Origin of the sequence: Streptomyces sp. NPDC001380 (genome assembly GCF_042895785.1) — a bacterium.
In the GTDB taxonomy this organism is placed as follows: Bacteria; Actinomycetota; Actinomycetes; order Streptomycetales; family Streptomycetaceae; genus Peterkaempfera.
In genome coordinates this window covers 163,285-181,570 of the sequence record NZ_JBIAWP010000003.1, presented here as the reverse complement: position 1 = coordinate 181,570, position 18,286 = coordinate 163,285, and the positions used below count along the sequence as shown (strand labels likewise).

Genomic DNA, 18,286 nt, shown 5'->3' with positions numbered 1-18,286 from the left:
AACCACTTGGTGCAGAAAACGCCAGTGATTGCTGGCGCGGTCGGCGGGCGGCCCGGCGGCCGGCTCAGGCGAGCTGCCGCAGCGCGTCGCCGATCGCCCGGTGGAACGTCGGGAACGCCCAGACGGTCTGCCGCAGCTCGGCCAGCGGCACCCGGGCCGCCACCGCCACCGAGAGCGCGCCCAGCATCTCCGACGCGTACGGGCCCGCGACCGTGCCGCCGGCCAAGGTCCCGGCGTCCGCGTCGGCGACGAGCTTGACGAAGCCGTCGGCGCCCGGGCCGTGGGTGAGCCCGCGGTCGGTCGCCGCCGTGTCGGCCCGGCCGACCCGGACCGCGGTCCCCCGCTCCCGGGCCTGGGCCTCCGTCAGCCCCACCGCGCCGACCTCCGGGTCGGTGAAGGTGACCCGGGGCACCGCGTGGTACTCCGCCCGGGGGCCGCCCCGCCCGAGGATCGCCCGCACCGCCACGTCGGCCTGGTACACCGCCATGTGCGTGAACGCGCCGTGCCCCGTCACGTCGCCGACCGCCCACACGCCCGGACCGGGCCCGCGGGGGCCGGACGCCCCGGGCACGCCGGGGGCGAGCACCCGCATCCGGGCGTCCACCGGCAGCGCGGGCGCCGTGTCGTCCACCCCGAGCACCCCGGCGCCGAACCGCGCCAGGTCCACCCGCCGCCCGGCCGACACCAGCAGCCGCTCCGCCGCCAGCCGTTCGCCGCGCACGCAGCAGGCGGTGACCCGGTCCCCGTCGTACGCCACCGACGTCAGCGCCGTCCCGGTGTGGACCTCCAGCCCGTCCCCGGTCAGCGCCCGCACCAGCAGCTCCCCCGCCTCCGGCTCCTCCCGGCCGAGCAGCCGGGGCGCCGCCTCGACCACGGTCACCGCGGTGCCGAGGCGCTGCAGGGCCTGGCCCAGCTCCAGGCCGACGGCGCCGCCGCCCAGCACCAGCAGGGAGGCGGGCGGCCGGTCCGCCTCGACGACGTCGCGGTTGGTCCAGTACGGGACCGCGGACAGGCCGGGCACAGGCGGCACGGCCGGTTCGGAGCCGACGGCGAGGACGACCGCCCGGCGCGGCCGCAGCACCACCTCGGCGCCGTCCGGCGTCTCCACGGTGACCTCGCCCGGCGCGGTCAGCACGCCCCGGCCGCGCACGAACCGGCCGCCGCGGGTGGTGAAGCGGTCCACGGCGGCCTTGTCGTCCCACTCGTCGGTGACCGCCCGCAGCCGCCGCGCGACGGGACGCCAGTCCGGGTGGACCATGGCGGTGCCCACCGTGCCCGGGATGCGGTGGGCCTCGGCGACCAGGCCGGCGGCGCGCACCATGATCTTGGAGGGGATGCAGCCCCAGTACGGGCACTCGCCGCCCACCAGCCGCTCGTCGACGCCGACCACGTCCAGGCCGGCGTCGGCCAGGCGCCCGGCGACCTCCTCGCCCCCCGGCCCCATCCCCACGACCACCGCGTCGACCTGCAGGGGCTGCTGCGGCAGCCGGTCCGTGACGGCCATGGCGGCCTCCTAGGGGGAGCACGGGCACGTGGCGCGCGGCACCGGAGCGGGCGGGCCCGCTCCCGGCCTCCCCTCCACCGTACGCGCGGGGGCCCCGCGGGTCAGCCGTCCGCGGCGGAGAAGCTGTTGCGGACGGTGGTGAAGCGCTGCTGCCCGGCCGTCCAGTCCTCCTCCGGGTAGGAGAGGTAGATGGCGTACTCGGTGCCCTGCCCGTCGCGGTACAGCTGCTCCACCACGTGGCGGGGGCCCGCCGTGGCCTCGTAGGTGAACTCCCACACCGCGCCGTCGTGGCCCTTGAAGACGTTGGGCACGAGCTGCACGCGGTGGTAGCCCTGGGAGAGGCGGACCTGCTGCTGCATGGACTCGGCGTGCTCCAGGGGGGACTGCGTCTGCCCCTGGGTGACCGCGAACCGGATGAAGTGCCGGCGGCTCTGGGGAGGGTCCGGGCTGTAGTCGATCTGCCCCTGGTTGACGGTGCGGCTCCACGCCTGGCCGCTGGGGAGCAGGAAGCGGAAGCCCTCCGGGTCGTCGGTCCAGGTGTAGCCGTCGGGGGCCGGGGCGCCCGGGTCGGCGGTCGTGGCGCCCTGGTCCGCGGACGGGCCGGACGGGGAGGACGGGTCCGGGGAGGGCGCGGAGGGGGAGGACTGCGGCGGGACGGCCCCGCGCCGGGAGGGCCCGCCCGCGGAGGGCCGCCCGGCGAGTCCGGCGGTCTTCCCGGAGGCGTCCTCCTGGCCCTTGCCGTGCGGGAGCGCCGCGTACACGGCGCCGCCGCCGAGCAGCGCGGCCACCAGCGCCCCGGCGGCCAGCAGGCCGGTGCGGCGGCCCCGGCCGGCCCGCCGGACCGGGCCGCCGACGGGGGCGGGCCCGGCCGGGAGCGGCGCGGCCGCGGGGACGTGCGCGGGCGCGGGCGCGGGCGTGTACGCGGGCGCGTGGACGACGGCGGTGGGCGCGGTGGGCGACGGGGCGCCGTCCGGCGCGCCGTCGGGGCGGCCGCTGCGGTCCACCACGGGGACGGCCTGGGTGGGGGTGCGCAGCGCCGCGGACGGCACCGGGGTGATGCCCATGGTGTGCCCGGCGGCGACGGCCTCCAGCATCCGCATCGCCTCGTCGGCCGTGGGCCGGGCGTGCGGGTCCTTCTCCAGCAGCGCCCGCAGCACCGGGGCGAGCGCACCGGCCCGGCGCGGCTCGGGCAGCGGGTCGCCGACGACGGCGGCCAGCGTGGACAGCGGCGAGGAGCGGTGGAACGGCGAGTCGCCCTCCACCGCCGCGTACAGGGTGGCGCCGAGCGCCCACAGGTCGGACTCCGGTCCCGGCCGGTGCCCCTGCGCCCGCTCGGGGGCGAGGTAGTCGGGCGAGCCGACCAGGTCCCCGGTCCGGGTGAGCGCCGAGGAGCCCTCCAGGACGGCGATGCCGAAGTCGGTGAGGACGACCCGGCCGGTGCCGCGCTCCAGCAGCACGTTGGCGGGCTTGACGTCGCGGTGCAGCACGCCGACCTCGTGGCCGCGGTGCAGGGCGGCGAGCACCTGGACACCGACCCCGGCCGCGTCGCGGGGCAGCAGGGTGCCCTCCTGCGCGATGACGTCGGCCAGCGAGCGGCCGTCGACCAGCTCCATGACGATCCACGGGCGGCCGTCCTGCTCCAGCACGTCGTGGACGGTGATCACGCCGGGGTGCTTGATCCGCGCGGCGGCGCGGGCCTCCTGCTTCATCCGCGACTGCAGGACCTGCAGGTCCTCCTCGGGGAGGTGGCGGACGCTCAGCTCCTTGACCGCGACCTCGCGGTCCAGCATCCGGTCCTCGGCCCGCCACACGGTGCCCATGCCGCCGCGGCCCAGCCGCTCGCCGAGCAGGTAGCGGCCCGCCAGCAGCCGCCCGCCGTCCCCGGCGGCACCGGCGTCCGGCGCGGCGCGGTCCCCGGCCGCGGCTGCGCCCGGCGCGGATCCGTCCTGCGTGCCCATGGGTCGTCCCCCTCGTCTGCGCTCCGCCGCACCGGCGGGCGGTGCGGCGCTGCACGACGACCCCCGTCGCCCGTCGCTCCGGCGCCGGTCGCGGCGCGTGCCGGAGCCGACGGCCCGGCACGTCCTGGTGACAGGTTAGGCGCCCTCTCCGGCGCGGCACATCCCGCCCCCGCGCGTGTGACCCGGTCGTGACCGTCCCGGCGGCGGAGCGGGACGCCGCACGCCCGTCCGCAGGGCCGCCCCGGGGGGGGCGCGCCCCGTCCCGGCGGCGGGACCGCGCGGCGGGCGCCCGTCACCCCGACAGCAGGGCCGCCCCGAGCAGGACCGCCAGGACGGCCAGCAGGAGGCCGCCGACCAGCAGCGGACCCAGCAGTCCGGGGCGCGCCCCGGAGCGCGCGTGCCGGGCGGGGGCGGGCGGGCGGCCGGGGCGGGGCACCGGCGCACCGCCCCGGCGGCGCCGCTCCAGGGGAGCCGCCGGGCGGACGGCGGGCAGCAGCGCGGCGACGCCCGCCGCGTCCGGGTCGTACGGCTCCGGCGCGCGGGCCAGCAGCTCCCCCAGCCGCTGCCGCGCCTGCGCGGGTGCGGGACGGGCCGCCGGGTCCGGGTGGAGCAGGGCGTCGACCAGGGGGGCCAGCGGTCCGCAGGACCGGTCGGCGGCGGGGCGCCCCGCCCGTACGGCGTCGAGGAGGGCGGCGGTGCCGTCCTCGGGGAAGGGCGCGCGCCCGGCCGCCATGCGGAAGAGCAGCACCCCGACCGCCCAGGCGTCGGCGGGCGGCCCGACCGCCGCGCCGGGCTGCGGCGCGGGCCCGGCGGGCTGCGGGCCGGAGGGGCGCGGGCCGGCCTGCTCCGGGGCCCAGCGCTCCGCGCGGGGGCCGGCCAGCCCGGCGCGGACGTCGCGGGCCCGGAGGCGGGCGGGCGTCCAGTCGGCGGGGGGCACCGCGGCGCCGGGCAGGTCGGCGCCGGGGCCGCCGCACAGCGTCTCCTGGGCGGCGCCCGTGCTCAGGCCGCCCAGCATGGCCGTGCCGTCCTCGCAGACGAGCACGGTCTCGGGGGTGACGTTGCCGTGCACGATCCCGGCGGCGTGCACGGCGCGCAGCGCGCCCAGCACGTCGGAGGCGACCTCGGCGGCGCGGTGGACCGGCAGCGGGCCCCGCTCCAGCAGACGGGCCAGCGGCACCCCGGGCAGGTGCTCGCCGGCGACCCACAGGAAGCCGTCCTGGTCGAACACCTCGAAGACCTGGAGCAGCCGGGGGTGCGACGGCACCGCGTCGGCGACCCGCGCGGCGTGGTCCACCGCGCGGGCGGCCGCGGCGGGGGGCGCGGCGGGGGAGGCGGCGGGGAAGGCGGCCCCGCGGCGGGAGTCCGCGTAGACCGTGTCGTCCCCGTCGTCGTACCGGTCGTCGTACCGGTCGTCGCCGTGACGGTCGCGGGGGTACCGGTCGCCCCCGTACGGATCGTCCCCGTACCGGTCACGGGGGTACCGGGCACGGGCGCGGTGGCCGGCCGGGTCCCCGGGGTGCGCGGCGGGGTCGTCGACCAGCTCGGCGCCGACCACCTCGGGGAGCGGGGTCGCCTCCAGGACGACGCGCAGGCCGGTCGCGGTGTCGACGGCGCGGCGGCGCCCGGGCACGCCGGAGCCCTCCGGACGGCCCGTCAGCCGGTAGCGCCCGGCCAGCAGCCGTCCCGACTCCGATGGCACTGGCCCTCCCTCCGCTGCTCGGCGTACGGCGGCCCAGCGTACGGGGCGGCGCCGACGATCACCGACGGCGCCTGCCCCGGCGGCCGGGTGCGGACTCCCGGCCGCGCCGCGTCAGTCCTCGGCCCGGAAGCTCGCGTACGAGATGTCGCGGGCCTTCCTGGCCTTTTTGGTGCCCCACTGGCCGTCGGGCATGATCCACTGGATGAGGTAGCCCTTGTCCGTGTCCCCGCCGACCAGGAACGCCCGGCTGACCACGCGCTTGAGGGCCGGGGGCCGGTTGAAGGTGAACTCCCAGTCGGCGGCGTCCCAGCCGCGGTAGCCGACACGGTGGACGGAGCCGACGGCCCGGTAGTCCGGGTAGCCGCTCGAGGCATTCGCCTCCCGGTCGCGCCAGTCCGCGAGCACGTCCCCGGTGGCGTCGTCGCGGTGGTCGAGGATCAGGACCCAGTCCTTGTAGTGGAGTTCGACGCCGCGGTCCTTGTCCTTCACGTAGTGCGTCCCCTCGGGGACCAGGACGGACAGGTGCTCCCGGTCGCTGGTGTACCGGGTGAAGCCGGCGGGGACGGCGTCCCCGGAGCCGTCCGCGCCCGTGCCGTCCGCGCCGGCGCTGCCGCCGCCGTCGCCGGACGGGGTGGCGGCGGGGCCGGAGCCCTGCTGGGCGGCGGGCGAACCGCCGCCGGCGGTGTCCGGGGCGGACGCGGAGGCGCCCGGCGAGGCCGCGCCGCCGGGGGCGGCGGAGGCCGGGGAGGAGCCGGAGGGCTTCGGGCCGGGGCCGGCGGTGCGGCCGCCGGAGGCCCGGGAGCCGTCCGTGCCGCCGGCGGAGTCGGCCATGGACCGCACGCCCAGGAGGACGGCGGCCACCAGCACGACGAGCGCCAGGGCGCCGGCCGCCAGGGCCTTCGGGGAGGGGCTGCGCTCGGCGGGCGGGGCGGACCGCCACTCCCGGATGCGGTCCCCGAGGCCGCCGCCGGGGGCGGCGGGGCCCGCGGCGTCGGTGACGGGCAGGACGGCGGTGGCGGGCGCCTCGGACGCCCCGGCGGCGTCCCGGTCCTTCCCGGCGGTCGCCGCGGCACCGGCGGCGGCCGCGGTGCCCGCGGGCCGGGCGGCCTGCGCGGACGCGGCCCCCTTCGGCGCCGCCCCCTCGGGTGCGGCCTTCTTCGCAGTGGTCCTCTTCGCCGCGGCCTTCCTCGCAGCCGCATCGCCGGACCCGGTCTTCCCGGCACCGACACCGGCACCGGCACCGGAGGTCCCGGCCGCCTTCGCCGCGGCGGCCCTCCCCGACGGCCCGGCCCCGCCCCCAGCCGGCGACGCCTGGTCCGGTGCACCCTCGGCCGGTGCGCTCCCCGGCGCCCGGCGGGCCCCGGGCACCGCGGCCCGGGCGGAGCCCTCGGCCTCGCCGCCCTGTCCGGCCTCGCCGCCCTGTCCGGCGTCCCCGTCCCCCCCGGGAGCCGCCGTACGGCTGCCGACCCGGACCGTGCCGAGCAGTCCGCCGAGGACGCCCGCCGCGCGCTTCGCCGCGGGCGCCGCGGAGGCGTCCGCCGCCGGGGCGCCGCCCTCCCCGGCCGCCCGCGCGGCCTTCTCGGGCGCGCCGGCCTGGCGGGGCACCGAGGGCGCCGCGTCGCCGGCGGGCTTCGCGTCCCCGGCGCCGGCGGCCGGGAGCACCGCGGTCGCCGCGACGGCCGCCTCGGCGGCGGCGGCGGCCTCGGCGAGCCGCCGGGCCTCGGCGACGACGCGCCGCAGCATCGTCCGGGTGGTCGGCTCGTCCAGCCGCTCGTCGGGGTCCTTGCGCAGCAGGCCCTCGATCACCGGGCGCAGCGGTCCGGCGTTGCGCGGGGTCCTCAGGTCCTCGGTCATCACGGCCGTCAGGGTCGAGATGGCCGAGCCGCGGTCGTACGGGGGCTTGCCCTCGACCATGGCGTACAGGGTCGCGCCGAGCGACCACAGGTCGGCGGGCGGGCCGGGCTTCTGGCCGCGGGCGCGCTCGGGCGAGATGTACGAGGGGGCGCCGACGAGCATGCCGGTGGAGGTGACCGACGGGTCGCCCTCGACGCTGGCGATGCCGAAGTCGGTGAGGACCACCCGGCCGTCGTCGCCGATGAGGACGTTGGAGGGCTTGACGTCGCGGTGGAGGATGCCGTGGCCGTGGGCGCTGCGCAGGACCCCGAGGAGGTCGAGGCCGATGCGGGCGGCGCGCTCCGGGTCGAGCGGGCCGTCCTCCTTGATGACGTCCGCGAGGGAGCGCGACTCGACGAGCTCCATGACGATCCAGGGCCGGTCGTCCTCCTCGACCACGTCGAAGACGGTGACGGCGGCGTTGTTGCGGATCCGGGCGGCGGCCTTGGCCTCGCGCAGGGTGCGGGTGATGAGGCGGCGCTTCTCCTCCTCGTCCACGCCGCCGTGGAAGCGCAGCTCCTTGACCGCGACGACGCGGTCCAGCATCTCGTCCTCGGCGCGCCAGACGGTGCCCATGCCGCCGCGCCCGAGCACCGAGTCCAGCCGGTAGCGGCCGGCGAGGAGTCGGCCGGTGGAGCCCTGCGCCTGGGTCATGGATGCGATCCCCTACTGCTGCCAGTCGACATGACGGTGCGTCGGCCCGCGGCCGCGCGGGCGGCGCGGCCGGAGGACCGGTGGTCCGGGCGGTTCGGCGTGCGCGTGCGGCGCGGCACCCCGGGTGCCCGGGCGACCATCATCCCCTGAACCCCCGTCGGACCCGAAGTCGGCCCCTCGCCCGACGGTCCGGACCGGCGCACGCGTGTGCCCCCCGGGCGCACACGTGCAAGGACGCGGGAGGCTGCCGAACGGTTCCCGCGCCGGGCCCGCGCCGGGTTCGCCCCGGTGTCCGGAGGCCGAAAGCACTGTCGGACCGTCGGAGGGCACTGCTGGCGTTCCGCCCCGTTGTCCTCGCGCGGCGCACCGGCCGCCCACGGGCTCTCCGGGGCGTGCCGCGCCCGCACCTCACCACCTCACCGGGGGACCCCATGGACCAGCCCACGCCCGCGCCCGCGCCCGTCGAGGCCGCGCCCGCGCCCGTCGAGGCCGCAGCCGCACCCGCCCCGGCCGGCCAGGCCGCCGTCCCCCTGCCGCCGCCCTCCCCGTACCTCCAGGCCCCGGCCCCCCGCGGCCGCCCCGGCCAACGTCGCGGCGGCCCTGGCCGCCGGCGCGGGCGCGATGCTGGTGAGCGCGCTGGTCCACGGCTTCGTCATGAGGACGACCGACCACGAGATCGGCTGGCTCGCCCTCGGCATCGGCGCCGCGGTCGCGTTCGCCCCGGGCAGGCTCGGCGGCCGCAACCCGGTCCTGCCGGCGGCCGGCACGGTCCTGGCGCTGCTGGGCGTGCTGCTCGGGCAGCTCTTCGGGGTGGCCCTCCACGCCCACCAGGAGCTGGGCTACGAGGTGACCGACCTCCTCGGCGGCAAGCTCCACCTGACCTTCGAGGCGTGGAAGGCCTCCCGGGGCGTCATGGACGTGCTCTTCTACGGCATCGCCGGCTACGAGGGGTTCGTCCCGACCCGGCGCATCGGCTCCGCCGCCTGAGGACCGCCCCGGTCCCGCGGGACCCGGCGTGCGCGGGGCCCGGACGCCGTCGGCGTCCGGGCCCCCGCGCGTCCTGGGCGGTGTCAGTGGTTGTGGACGGTGTGCGGGGCGACGGTGACCTCGACCCGCTGGAACTCCTTGAGCTCCGAGTAGCCGGTGGTGGCCATGGCCCGGCGGAGCGCGCCGAAGAGGTTCATGGTGCCGTCGGGGGTGTGGGAGGGGCCGAGCAGGATCTCCTCGGTGGTGCCCACGGTGCCGAGGTCGACGCGCTTGCCGCGCGGCAGCTCCTCGTGGACGGCCTCCATGCCCCAGTGGAAGCCCCGGCCGGGCGCGTCGGTGGCGCGGGCCAGCGCCGCACCGATCATGACGGCGTCGGCGCCGCAGGCCACGGCCTTGGCCAGGTCGCCGCTGTAGCCCACGCCGCCGTCGGCGATGACGTGGACGTACCGGCCGCCGGACTCGTCCATGTAGTCGCGGCGGGCCGCGGCCACGTCGGCGACGGCGGTGGCCATCGGGACCTGGATGCCCAGCACGTTGCGGGTGGTGTGGGCGGCGCCGCCGCCGAAGCCGACGAGGACGCCGGCCGCTCCGGTCCGCATGAGGTGCAGGGCGGCGGTGTAGGTGGCGCAGCCGCCGACGATCACCGGCACGTCGAGCTCGTAGATGAACTGCTTGAGGTTGAGCGGCTCGGCGGCGCCGGAGACGTGCTCGGCGGAGACGGTGGTGCCGCGGATGACGAAGACGTCGACGCCCGCGTCGACGACGGCCTTGGAGAACTCGGCGGTGCGCTGGGGGGAGAGCGCGGCGGCGGTGACCACGCCGGAGTCGCGCACCTCGCGGATCCGCTGCCCGATCAGCTCCGGCTTGATGGGCTCGGCGTAGATCTCCTGGAGGCGGCGGGTGGCGGCGCGCTCGTCGGCGAGCGCGGCGACCTCGGCGAGCAGCGGCTCGGGGTCCTCGTACCGGGTCCACAGGCCCTCGAGGTTGAGCACGCCCAGGCCGCCGAGGCGGCCGATGGCGACGGCCTGCGCGGGCGAGACCACGCTGTCCATGGGGGCGGCGAGGAACGGCAGCTCGAAGCGGTAGGCGTCGATCTGCCAGGCGATCGAGACCTCCTTGGGGTCCCGGGTGCGCCGGCTCGGGACGACGGCGATGTCGTCGAAGGCGTACGCACGCCGGCCCCGCTTGCCCCGCCCGATCTCGATCTCGGTCACTTCGAGCCCTTCCGCTGTCTGCTGTTCGTCCCGGCGGGGCGCGTCGGCGCCCCGGCCGTACTCCAGTATCCCGGAACGGCGGCCGCCCGCCGCAGGAGGTGCGGCGGGCGGGCGTCGGCGCGGGGCGGGACCGGGGTCAGCGGCCCTGGTAGTTCGGGGCCTCGACGGTCATCTGGATGTCGTGCGGGTGGCTCTCCTTGAGGCCGGCCGCGGTGATCCGGACGAACCGGCCCTTGTCCTTGAGCTCCTGGATGTCGGCGGCGCCGGCGTACCCCATGGAGGAGCGCAGGCCGCCGATGAGCTGGTGGACGACGGAGGAGAGCGGGCCGCGGTAGGGGACCTGGCCCTCGATGCCCTCGGGGACGAGCTTGTCCTCGGAGAGGACGTTGTCCTGGAAGTAGCGGTCCTTGGAGTAGGACCGGCCCTGGCCGCGGCCCTGCATGGCGCCCAGCGAGCCCATGCCGCGGTAGGACTTGAACTGCTTGCCGTTGATGAAGAGCAGCTCGCCCGGCGACTCCTCGCAGCCCGCGAGCAGGCTGCCGAGCATCACGGTGTCGGCGCCGGCCGCGATGGCCTTGGCGATGTCGCCGGAGTACTGCAGGCCGCCGTCGCCGATCACCGGGACGCCCGCGGCGTGCGCGGCCAGGGCGGCCTCGTAGATCGCGGTGACCTGCGGGACGCCGACGCCGGCCACGACGCGGGTGGTGCAGATGGAGCCGGGGCCGACGCCGACCTTGATGCCGTCCGCACCGGCGTCGATGAGCGCCTGGGCGCCGTCGCGGGTGGCGACGTTGCCGGCCACCACGTCGACCCGGATGTTGGCCTTGACCTTGGCGACCATGTCGAGGATGCCGCGGCTGTGGCCGTGGGCGCTGTCGATCACCAGGAAGTCCACGCCCGCGTCGACCAGGGCCAGCGCGCGGTCGTAGGCGGCGTCGCCGACGCCGACGGCGGCGCCGACGATGAGGCGGCCCTCGGCGTCCTTGGCGGCGTTGGGGTACTGCTCGGCCTTGACGAAGTCCTTGACCGTGATCAGGCCCTTGAGGCGGCCCTCGTCGTCGACGAGCGGCAGCTTCTCGATCTTGTGGCGGCGCAGCAGCCCGATGGCGTCCTCGCCGGAGATGCCGACCTTGCCGGTGATCAGCGGCATGGGGGTCATGACCTCGCGGACCTGGCGGCCGCGGTCCGACTCGAAGGCCATGTCGCGGTTGGTGACGATGCCCAGGAGCTTCCCGGCGGCGTCGGTGACCGGCACGCCGCTGATGCGGAACTTCGCGCAGAGGGCGTCGGCCTCGCCGAGGGTGGCGTCGGGCCGCACGGTGATGGGGTCGGTGACCATGCCGGACTCGGACCGCTTCACCAGGTCGACCTGGTTGACCTGGTCCTCGACGGAGAGGTTGCGGTGCAGCACGCCGGCGCCGCCCTGGCGGGCCATCGCGATCGCCATCCGCGACTCGGTGACCTTGTCCATGGCGGCGGACAGCAGCGGGACGTTGACGGTGACGTTCCGGCTGATCCGGGACGAGGTGTCGACCTGGTTCGGGAGCACCTCGGACGCGCCCGGGAGCAGCAGGACGTCGTCGTAGGTGAGCCCGAGCATGGCGAACTTCTCGGGTACGCCGGCGGCGTTGGAGGACATGGATACCTTCCCGTGGTGGGCCCGACCGATCCGATGTGCGGAGTGGACGCGATCGCTGGGGGATGCGGCGGAGGGTTCGGAGGTCGTCCGGCCCGGTCCGCCCGCGCGTGCTCGCACCGGCACCTGCACGGGGCTGCTCGGGGGCGCTGGGGGCAGCTGGACCCTGCGGGACGCCGAGGGCTCCGCCCGGGCACCGGTACTCCATGCTACCGGGGCACGGAATGTTTTCCCGCGCCCCCTTGACAGGGCGCCGCTCCGTGGGGGCGCGGTGGCGCGTCCGCCGGGGACGGGACGCGGCAGGCGGGCGTGCCGGACGGGGGCCGCGGCGGCCGGGGCGCGCCCCGGGCGGGGCCGGGCGCGGGGGCCGGGGCGCGGCGGTGGGAGCCGCGCGGCGGGGCCGGGGCAGGGCGCGGGGCCCGGGCGGCGAGGCCGGCGGTCGGGCGGTGAAGTCGGGGCCCGGGCGGTGAAGTCGGGGGTCGGGCGGTGAGGCCGGAGGTCGGGCGGCGAGGCCGGCGGTCGGGCGGTGAAGTCGGGGCCCGGGCGGTGAGGCCGGGGCTCAGGCGGTGAGGCCGGGGGCGTCCTCGGCCTCCTCGGCGAGCGCCCGGAGCCGGTTGAGCGCGCGGTGCTGGGCGACCCGCACGGCCCCGGGCGACATGCCGAGCACCTCGCCGGTCTCCTCGGCGGTCAGGCCGGCGGCCACCCGCAGCAGCACGAGTTCGCGCTGGCGCGGCGGCAGGCAGGCGAGCAGCTCACGGGCCCAGGCCGCGTCGCTGGAGAGGAGGGCCCGCTCCTCGGGGCCGAGCGACTCGTCGGCGGTCTCCGGGAGCACGTCGGCGGGGACGGCGGTGGACGCGGGACCGCGCATGGCGGCGCGCTGCAGGTCGGCGATCTTGTGGGCGGCGATGCCGTACACGAACGCCTCGAAGGGGCGGCCCTCGTCGCGGTAGCGGGGCAGGGCGCACAGCACGGCGAGGCAGACGTCCTGCGCCACGTCGTCGACGTGGTGGCGGGCCCCGCCGGGCAGCCGGGCGAGCCGCGCCCGGCAGTAGCGCAGGACCAGCGGGTGGACGTGGGCCAGGAGGGCGTCCGTGGCACGGCCGTCGCCCCGTGCGGCCCGGCCGACCAGCTCGCCGACCGCCGCCGACCGCTCGGCCGCGGCACGCTCCCCCGACCGCCGGACGGGGAGGCCGCCCCGGCCGTCGCCGGCGGCGGGACGGGGCTCCGCGGGCCCCGGCGCCCCGGGCACGGGACCGGGGTCCGCATCTCCGGGGAGGGCTGCCTCGTCGTCGCGCATCGGTCCATGGTGCCTGTTCGACCGGGAGAACGCGGCACCGGCTCCGGACTTGTGCACCGGAACGTTATGCGCCGCACCGCCCTCCGCGGCCGCTGCCTGCGGTGCCCTGTCCGGCGGCTGGTCCCCGAGGTGCTCCATACCCCTATGGTGCGTCCTCGGGCGGCCGCTGACACCATCCCGTCGCGCCGGAGCCGCCGGAGCGCCGTGCGCGGACCCGCCGTCGTGCGGCGGCGGGGGGGCCGCGGGCCGGTCGGCGACCCCCGTCCTGCGAATGCTCAGCGGACCAGGCCCCAGCGGAAGCCCAGGGCGACCGCGTGGGCGCGGTCGGAGGCCCCGAGCTTCTTGAACAGCCGGCGGGCGTGGGTCTTGACGGTGTCCTCGGAGAGGAACAGCTCGCGGCCGATCTCGGCGTTGCTGCGGCCGTGGCTCATACCCTCCAGGACCTGGATCTCGCGGGCGGTGAGCGTCGGGGCGGCACCCATGTCGGGGGAGCGCAGCCGGCGCGGGGCGAGCCGCCAGGTGGGGTCGGCGAGCGCCTGGGTGACCGTCGCCCGGAGCTCGGCGCGGGAGGCGTCCTTGTGCAGGTAGCCGCGGGCGCCGGCGGCGACGGCGAGGGCGACCCCGTCGAGGTCCTCGGCCACCGTGAGCATGATGATGCGGGCGCCGGGGTCGGCCGACAGGAGCCGCCGGACGGTCTCGACACCGCCGAGGCCGGGCATCCGGACGTCCATCAGGACGAGGTCGGAGCGGTCGGCCACCCAGCGGCGGAGGACCTCCTCGCCGTTGGTGGCAGTGGTCACCCGGTCGACGCCGGGCACGGTCGCCACCGCGCGGCGGAGCGCCTCCCTGGCGAGCGGGGAATCGTCGCACACGAGAACGGATGTCATGACCGCCCTCCGCTGCAGAACCGCGTCACGTTGAGCCTCCTGGCTGGTACGAATCGTCACCGACACGGCCAATGACGACGGGCTGCGTTCCCGACCGCTCGCATCCGTCGCGATCGTTCCCGGCGCCCGGCGCCCGCTAACCGCCTCCGCACTCCCAACGACCGTCACTCGAATGAGTTACGGGGTGACGGCAGCCACCTCCACCACTGTACGTGGTCGGGTCGTCACGGAGGGCCGCCCGCCACCGCCCGCGCGCCGCACCCGGCGGGCGGCGGGCCCGGCGTACTCCCAACGAGTGCACCCGACGCCAGGACACGCCGCGACCTGTCGAGTCCCATTGGTCCGTTTTCGCGTGATTTGGGAGGGGCAAGCCTGTTGTGCAACTGTGTGGGCATCTTGTCCTATAGATCTCTGTAGGTCATATTTCCAGGTGTTCGCACTGACGCCCCGGAGCCTCGCCGCGACGGCCGACGACGCACCGGCACCGGAGCCCCAAAATCCTTGAGGGGATGAGCCATGGCCGACTTCTCTCGCCTTCCCGGCCCCAACGCCGACCTGTGGGACTGGCAGCTCTCGGCGGCCTGCCGCGGTGTGGACAGCTCCCTGTTCTTCCACCCCGAGGGGGAGCGCGGCGCCGCCCGTAGCTCCCGGGAGCAGGCGGCGAAGGAGGTGTGCATGCGCTGCCCGGTCAGGGCGCAGTGCGCGGCCCACGCCCTGACCGTCCGGGAGCCGTACGGGGTGTGGGGCGGGCTGACGGAGGACGAGCGCGAGGAGCTGCAGGGGCGGGCCCGGCACCGGCTGGTGGAGGTCCAGGTGGGGACGCCGGCCGCCGGCGCGCGCTGAGCAGCGTGGGTCACCGGCACTGCAGGATCGTTTCTGCAGAGGGGTAGCCCCCCCTGCTGGATCGTTTCTGCTCCCGGTGGCGGCGGGCGCGCCGGGCGCAGGGGCGCGCCCGGGAGGCGGGCCTGAGGGCGGCGGGGGCGCACAGGGGCCGGGACACAGGACACAGGGCACGGGACACAGGGCACGGCGCGGACGGCGGCGCGGGGGACGGGGAGGCGGCCGCGGGGGGCGGGTACGGGGGCGCGGGCCGGTCAGCCGGCGGACCGCCCGGCGCGCCCCGCGGCCGCGTCGGCCAGCCGGTCCAGCATCAGCCCCACCGCGGGCACCGCCGCGAGGTCGGGCAGGGTGAGCGCCACGACCTGCCGGGCCGCGGGCGGGTCCAGGGACACCGCCGCCACCCCGGCGTGCCGCACCGACTCCAGCGCCAGGCCGGGGAGCACGGCCACCCCGAGCCCGGCCGCGACGAGGCCGACCACCGCCGGGTAGTCGTCGGTGGCGAAGTCGATCCGCGGCTCGAAGCCGGACCGGGCGCACAGCTCCACCAGGTGCCCGCGGCACTGCGGGCAGCCGGCGATCCACTGCTCCCCCGCCAGCTCGGCCAGGTCCGCCGGGCGGTCCGCGCCGCGCCCGGCGAGGGGGTGGCCGGCCGGGACCAGGGCCGTCATCGGGTCGTCCAGGAGCGGGCGCACCACCAGGTCCGACCAGTCGGTGGCGGCGGCCGAGGCGGCCGCCTCCAGCACCGCCTCGGCCCGCGCGGCGCGGGAGCCGTGGCCGACGGGCGGTGCGGGGACCGCGGACACGGAGGGTGCGGCGGGCACGGCGGGGGGAAGGGGTGCGGCGGGTGCGTCCGGGTAGCGGAAGGCGAGCGCGACCTCGCACTCCCCGCCGCGCAGCATCGCCAGCGACTCAGGCGGCTCGGCCTCGACGAGGGAGACCCGGATCCCGGGGTTCCCCGCGCGCAGTTCGGCGACCGCCCGCGGCACCAGGGTGGAGCTCGCGGTGGGGAAGGAGACCAGCCGGACCCGGCCGGCGTGCAGCCCGGCGATGGCGGCCACCTCCTCCTCGGCGGCGGCGAGCCCCGCGAGGATGCCGTTGGCGTGCCGCAGCAGCGCCCCGCCGGCCTCGGTGAGCTGCATCCCCCGGCCGGAGCGGACGACCAGCGGCGTGCGGACGGACTTCTCCAGCGCCTTCATCTGCTGGCTCACCGCGGGCTGCGTGCAGCCGAGCTCGCGGGCTGCGGCGGAGTACGAGCCGGTGCGGGACACGGCGCGCAGGACCCTGAGATGGCGTGCCTCGATCACGCCCCCAGCATAAGCAGGTCTTGGGGGAAGGACCGGGGCCCGGCCGCGCCGCTTGGAAGCGGCGGGACCGGGCCCCGACGGTGTGCCCCGGGGGGCGTGCCTCAGTGGGAGTGGCCGTGGCCGCCGTGCGAGTGGCCCGCGGCGGCCGGCTCCTCCTCCTTCTTCTCCACCACGAGGGTCTCGGTGGTGAGGAGCAGGGAGGCGATGGAGGCGGCGTTCTCCAGGGCGGAGCGGGTGACCTTCACCGGGTCGATGACGCCGGCCTTGACCAGGTCGCCGTACTCGCCGGTGGCGGCGTTGTAGCCCTGCCCGGCGTCCAGCTCGGACACCTTGGAGGTGATGACGTAGCCCTCCAGGCCGGCGTTCTGGGCGATCCAGCGCAGCGGCTCGACCAGGGCGCGGCGGACGACCGCGACACCGGTGGCCTCGTCGCCGGAGAGGCCGAGGCCGTCGGCCAGGACCTTGGCGGAGTGCACCAGGGAGGCGCCGCCGCCGGCGACGATGCCCTCCTCGACCGCGGCACGGGTCGCCGAGATGGCGTCCTCCAGGCGGTGCTTCTTCTCCTTGAGCTCCACCTCGGTGGCGGCGCCGACCCGGATGACGCAGACGCCGCCGGCCAGCTTGGCCAGGCGCTCCTGCAGCTTCTCGCGGTCCCAGTCGGAGTCGGTGGTCTCGATCTCGGCCTTGATCTGGGCGACCCGGCCGGCGACCTCCTCCGAGGAGCCCGCGCCGTCGACGATCGTGGTGTCGTCCTTGGTGACGGTGACGCGGCGGGCGGTGCCGAGCACGTCCAGGCCGGCCTGGTCGAGCTTGAGGCCGACCTCCTCCGCGATGACGGTGGCGCCGGTCAGGGTCGCGATGTCGCCCAGCATCGCCTTGCGGCGGTCGCCGAAGCCCGGGGCCTTCACCGCGACGGCGTTGAAGGTGCCGCGGATCTTGTTGACGACCAGGGTCGACAGGGCCTCGCCCTCGACGTCCTCGGCGATGATCAGCAGCGGCTTGGCGGCGCCGCCCTGCAGGATCTTCTCCAGCAGCGGCAGCAGGTCCTGGATCGAGGAGATCTTGCCCTGGTGGATCAGGATGTAGGGGTCGTCGAGGACGGCCTCCATGCGCTCCTGGTCGGTCACCATGTAGGGCGACAGGTAGCCCTTGTCGAACTGCATGCCCTCGGTGAAGTCGAGCTCCAGGCCGAAGGTGTTCGACTCCTCGACGGTGATGACACCGTCCTTGCCGACCTTGTCCATCGCCTCGGCGATCAGCTCGCCGACCTGCGGGTCCTGGGCGGACAGCGCGGCCACGGCGGCGATGTCGTCCTTGCCCTCGATCTCGCGGGCCACGCCGAGCAGGTGCTCGGAGACGGCGGCGACGGCCGCGTCGATGCCCTTCTTCAGGCCGGCGGGGCTCGCGCCCGCGGCGACGTTGCGCAGGCCCTCGTTCACCAGGGCCTGGGCGAGCACGGTGGCGGTGGTGGTGCCGTCGCCCGCGACGTCGTTGGTCTTGGTGGCGACCTCCTTGACGAGCTGCGCGCCAAGGTTCTCGTACGGGTCGTCCAGCTCCACCTCGCGGGCGATGGTCACACCGTCGTTGGTGATGGTGGGCGCACCGAACTTCTTGTCGATGACGACGTTGCGGCCCTTGGGGCCGATCGTCACCTTCACGGTGTCCGCGAGCTTGTTGACGCCGCGCTCCAGCGAGCGGCGGGCATCCTCGTTGAACTGCAGGATCTTCGCCATCAGTACGTCTTTCCCTCTCAACAACCGCGCCCCGGGCCCCGGGTCTCTTGGACACGGATCCCGGGGCGGGTCACGACTCTGCGGTCAGCGTCGGAACTACTTCTCGATGATCGCGAGGACGTCGCGAGCCGAGAGGACGAGGTACTCCTCGCCGTTGTACTTGACCTCGGTGCCGCCGTACTTGCTGTAGAGCACGACATCGCCAACGGCGACGTCCAGCGGGAGACGCTGGCCGTCCTCGAAGCGGCCCGGGCCCACAGCCAGGACGACGCCCTCCTGGGGCTTCTCCTTGGCGGTGTCCGGGATGACCAGGCCGGAGGCCGTGGTGGTCTCGGCGTCGAGCGGCTGGACCACGATGCGGTCCTCGAGCGGCTTGATGGCAACCTTGGTGCTGGCGGTCGTCACGTCCGACCTCCCCCTTCGGAGATCTCACGGGGTTGTCTATAGGTAGGTGGCGACCTGGCCGGTCCGTCGTCGCGGGTGCCGGACCTGCCTCGTCGCGTTAGCACCCTCCTGGGGAGAGTGCCAAGGACGACCATAGGGGGCGGTTAGCACTCAGTCAACCAGAGTGCCAACCAGTGGCGGCTGCAGGTGCGTGGCCGGGGAGGGCGACGGGGGCGGGCGGGGGGTTCCCTTCGCCTCTGCGGGTGGGGAGTTGGGGGCGCGCGGCGGGGCCTCCG

Annotated in this window: 13 protein-coding genes; 2 read left to right on the top strand and 11 right to left on the bottom strand. The window is 76.8% G+C overall.

The annotated features are described in order from the left end of the window. Positions 1-64: 64 nt before the first annotated feature. The 4 genes from ACFY07_RS05710 to ACFY07_RS05695 all read right to left on the bottom strand — a co-directional run bounded on the left by ACFY07_RS05710 (position 65) and on the right by ACFY07_RS05695 (position 7,708). Positions 65-1,504: a dihydrolipoyl dehydrogenase family protein gene (locus ACFY07_RS05710; RefSeq protein WP_390867527.1), complete on the bottom strand. Its 1,440-nt coding sequence runs from the start codon at positions 1,502-1,504 to the stop codon at positions 65-67. Between the two features lie 101 nt (positions 1,505-1,605). After that, entirely contained in the window at positions 1,606-3,462 is a 1,857-nt protein-coding gene (locus tag ACFY07_RS05705) for a serine/threonine-protein kinase (RefSeq protein WP_390867526.1), read from the bottom strand. Positions 3,463-3,754: 292 nt separating this feature from the next. Beyond that, the gene (locus ACFY07_RS05700; RefSeq protein WP_390867525.1) at positions 3,755-5,161 is read right to left on the bottom strand and encodes a hypothetical protein; all 1,407 of its coding nucleotides are present in this window, start codon (positions 5,159-5,161) and stop codon (positions 3,755-3,757) included. 111 nt (positions 5,162-5,272) lie between these two features. Continuing rightward, entirely contained in the window at positions 5,273-7,708 is a 2,436-nt protein-coding gene (locus ACFY07_RS05695; protein WP_390867524.1) for a serine/threonine-protein kinase, read from the bottom strand. 627 nt (positions 7,709-8,335) lie between these two features. Here ACFY07_RS05695 and ACFY07_RS05690 point away from each other — a divergent pair. Further along, entirely contained in the window at positions 8,336-8,695 is a 360-nt protein-coding gene (locus ACFY07_RS05690) for a hypothetical protein (RefSeq protein WP_390867523.1), read from the top strand. An 83-nt stretch (positions 8,696-8,778) separates the two neighbouring features. Here the strand turns inward: ACFY07_RS05690 and ACFY07_RS05685 are convergent, their stop codons facing one another. From ACFY07_RS05685 to ACFY07_RS05670, 4 genes are all read right to left on the bottom strand, one after another. Then, positions 8,779-9,909 (bottom strand): GuaB3 family IMP dehydrogenase-related protein, encoded by a 1,131-nt coding sequence (locus ACFY07_RS05685; protein ID WP_230648670.1) that lies wholly within the window; start codon positions 9,907-9,909, stop codon positions 8,779-8,781. A gap of 136 nt (positions 9,910-10,045) precedes the next feature. After that, positions 10,046-11,548: an IMP dehydrogenase gene (guaB, locus tag ACFY07_RS05680; RefSeq protein ID WP_230648673.1), complete on the bottom strand. Its 1,503-nt coding sequence runs from the start codon at positions 11,546-11,548 to the stop codon at positions 10,046-10,048. 556 nt (positions 11,549-12,104) lie between these two features. Then, on the bottom strand, positions 12,105-12,842 hold the full coding sequence (gene shbA / locus ACFY07_RS05675; protein WP_390867522.1) for an RNA polymerase sigma factor ShbA: 738 nt from the start codon (positions 12,840-12,842) through the stop codon (positions 12,105-12,107). Positions 12,843-13,117: 275 nt separating this feature from the next. Then, entirely contained in the window at positions 13,118-13,729 is a 612-nt protein-coding gene (locus ACFY07_RS05670; RefSeq protein WP_014136228.1) for a response regulator transcription factor, read from the bottom strand. A 516-nt stretch (positions 13,730-14,245) separates the two neighbouring features. Here ACFY07_RS05670 and ACFY07_RS05665 point away from each other — a divergent pair. After that, the gene (locus ACFY07_RS05665; protein WP_230648678.1) at positions 14,246-14,572 is read left to right on the top strand and encodes a WhiB family transcriptional regulator; all 327 of its coding nucleotides are present in this window, start codon (positions 14,246-14,248) and stop codon (positions 14,570-14,572) included. Between the two features lie 251 nt (positions 14,573-14,823). On the opposite strand, the gene ACFY07_RS05660 is transcribed toward ACFY07_RS05665, so the two are convergent. From ACFY07_RS05660 to groES, 3 genes are all read right to left on the bottom strand, one after another. After that, complete coding sequence (locus ACFY07_RS05660; protein WP_390867521.1) at positions 14,824-15,873, bottom strand: LysR family transcriptional regulator; 1,050 nt, start codon at positions 15,871-15,873, stop codon at positions 14,824-14,826. A 101-nt stretch (positions 15,874-15,974) separates the two neighbouring features. Beyond that, entirely contained in the window at positions 15,975-17,606 is a 1,632-nt protein-coding gene (groL, locus tag ACFY07_RS05655; protein ID WP_230648683.1) for a chaperonin GroEL, read from the bottom strand. Between the two features lie 96 nt (positions 17,607-17,702). Next, complete coding sequence (groES, locus tag ACFY07_RS05650) at positions 17,703-18,011, bottom strand: co-chaperone GroES (protein ID WP_055586200.1); 309 nt, start codon at positions 18,009-18,011, stop codon at positions 17,703-17,705. Positions 18,012-18,286: the final 275 nt, after the last annotated feature.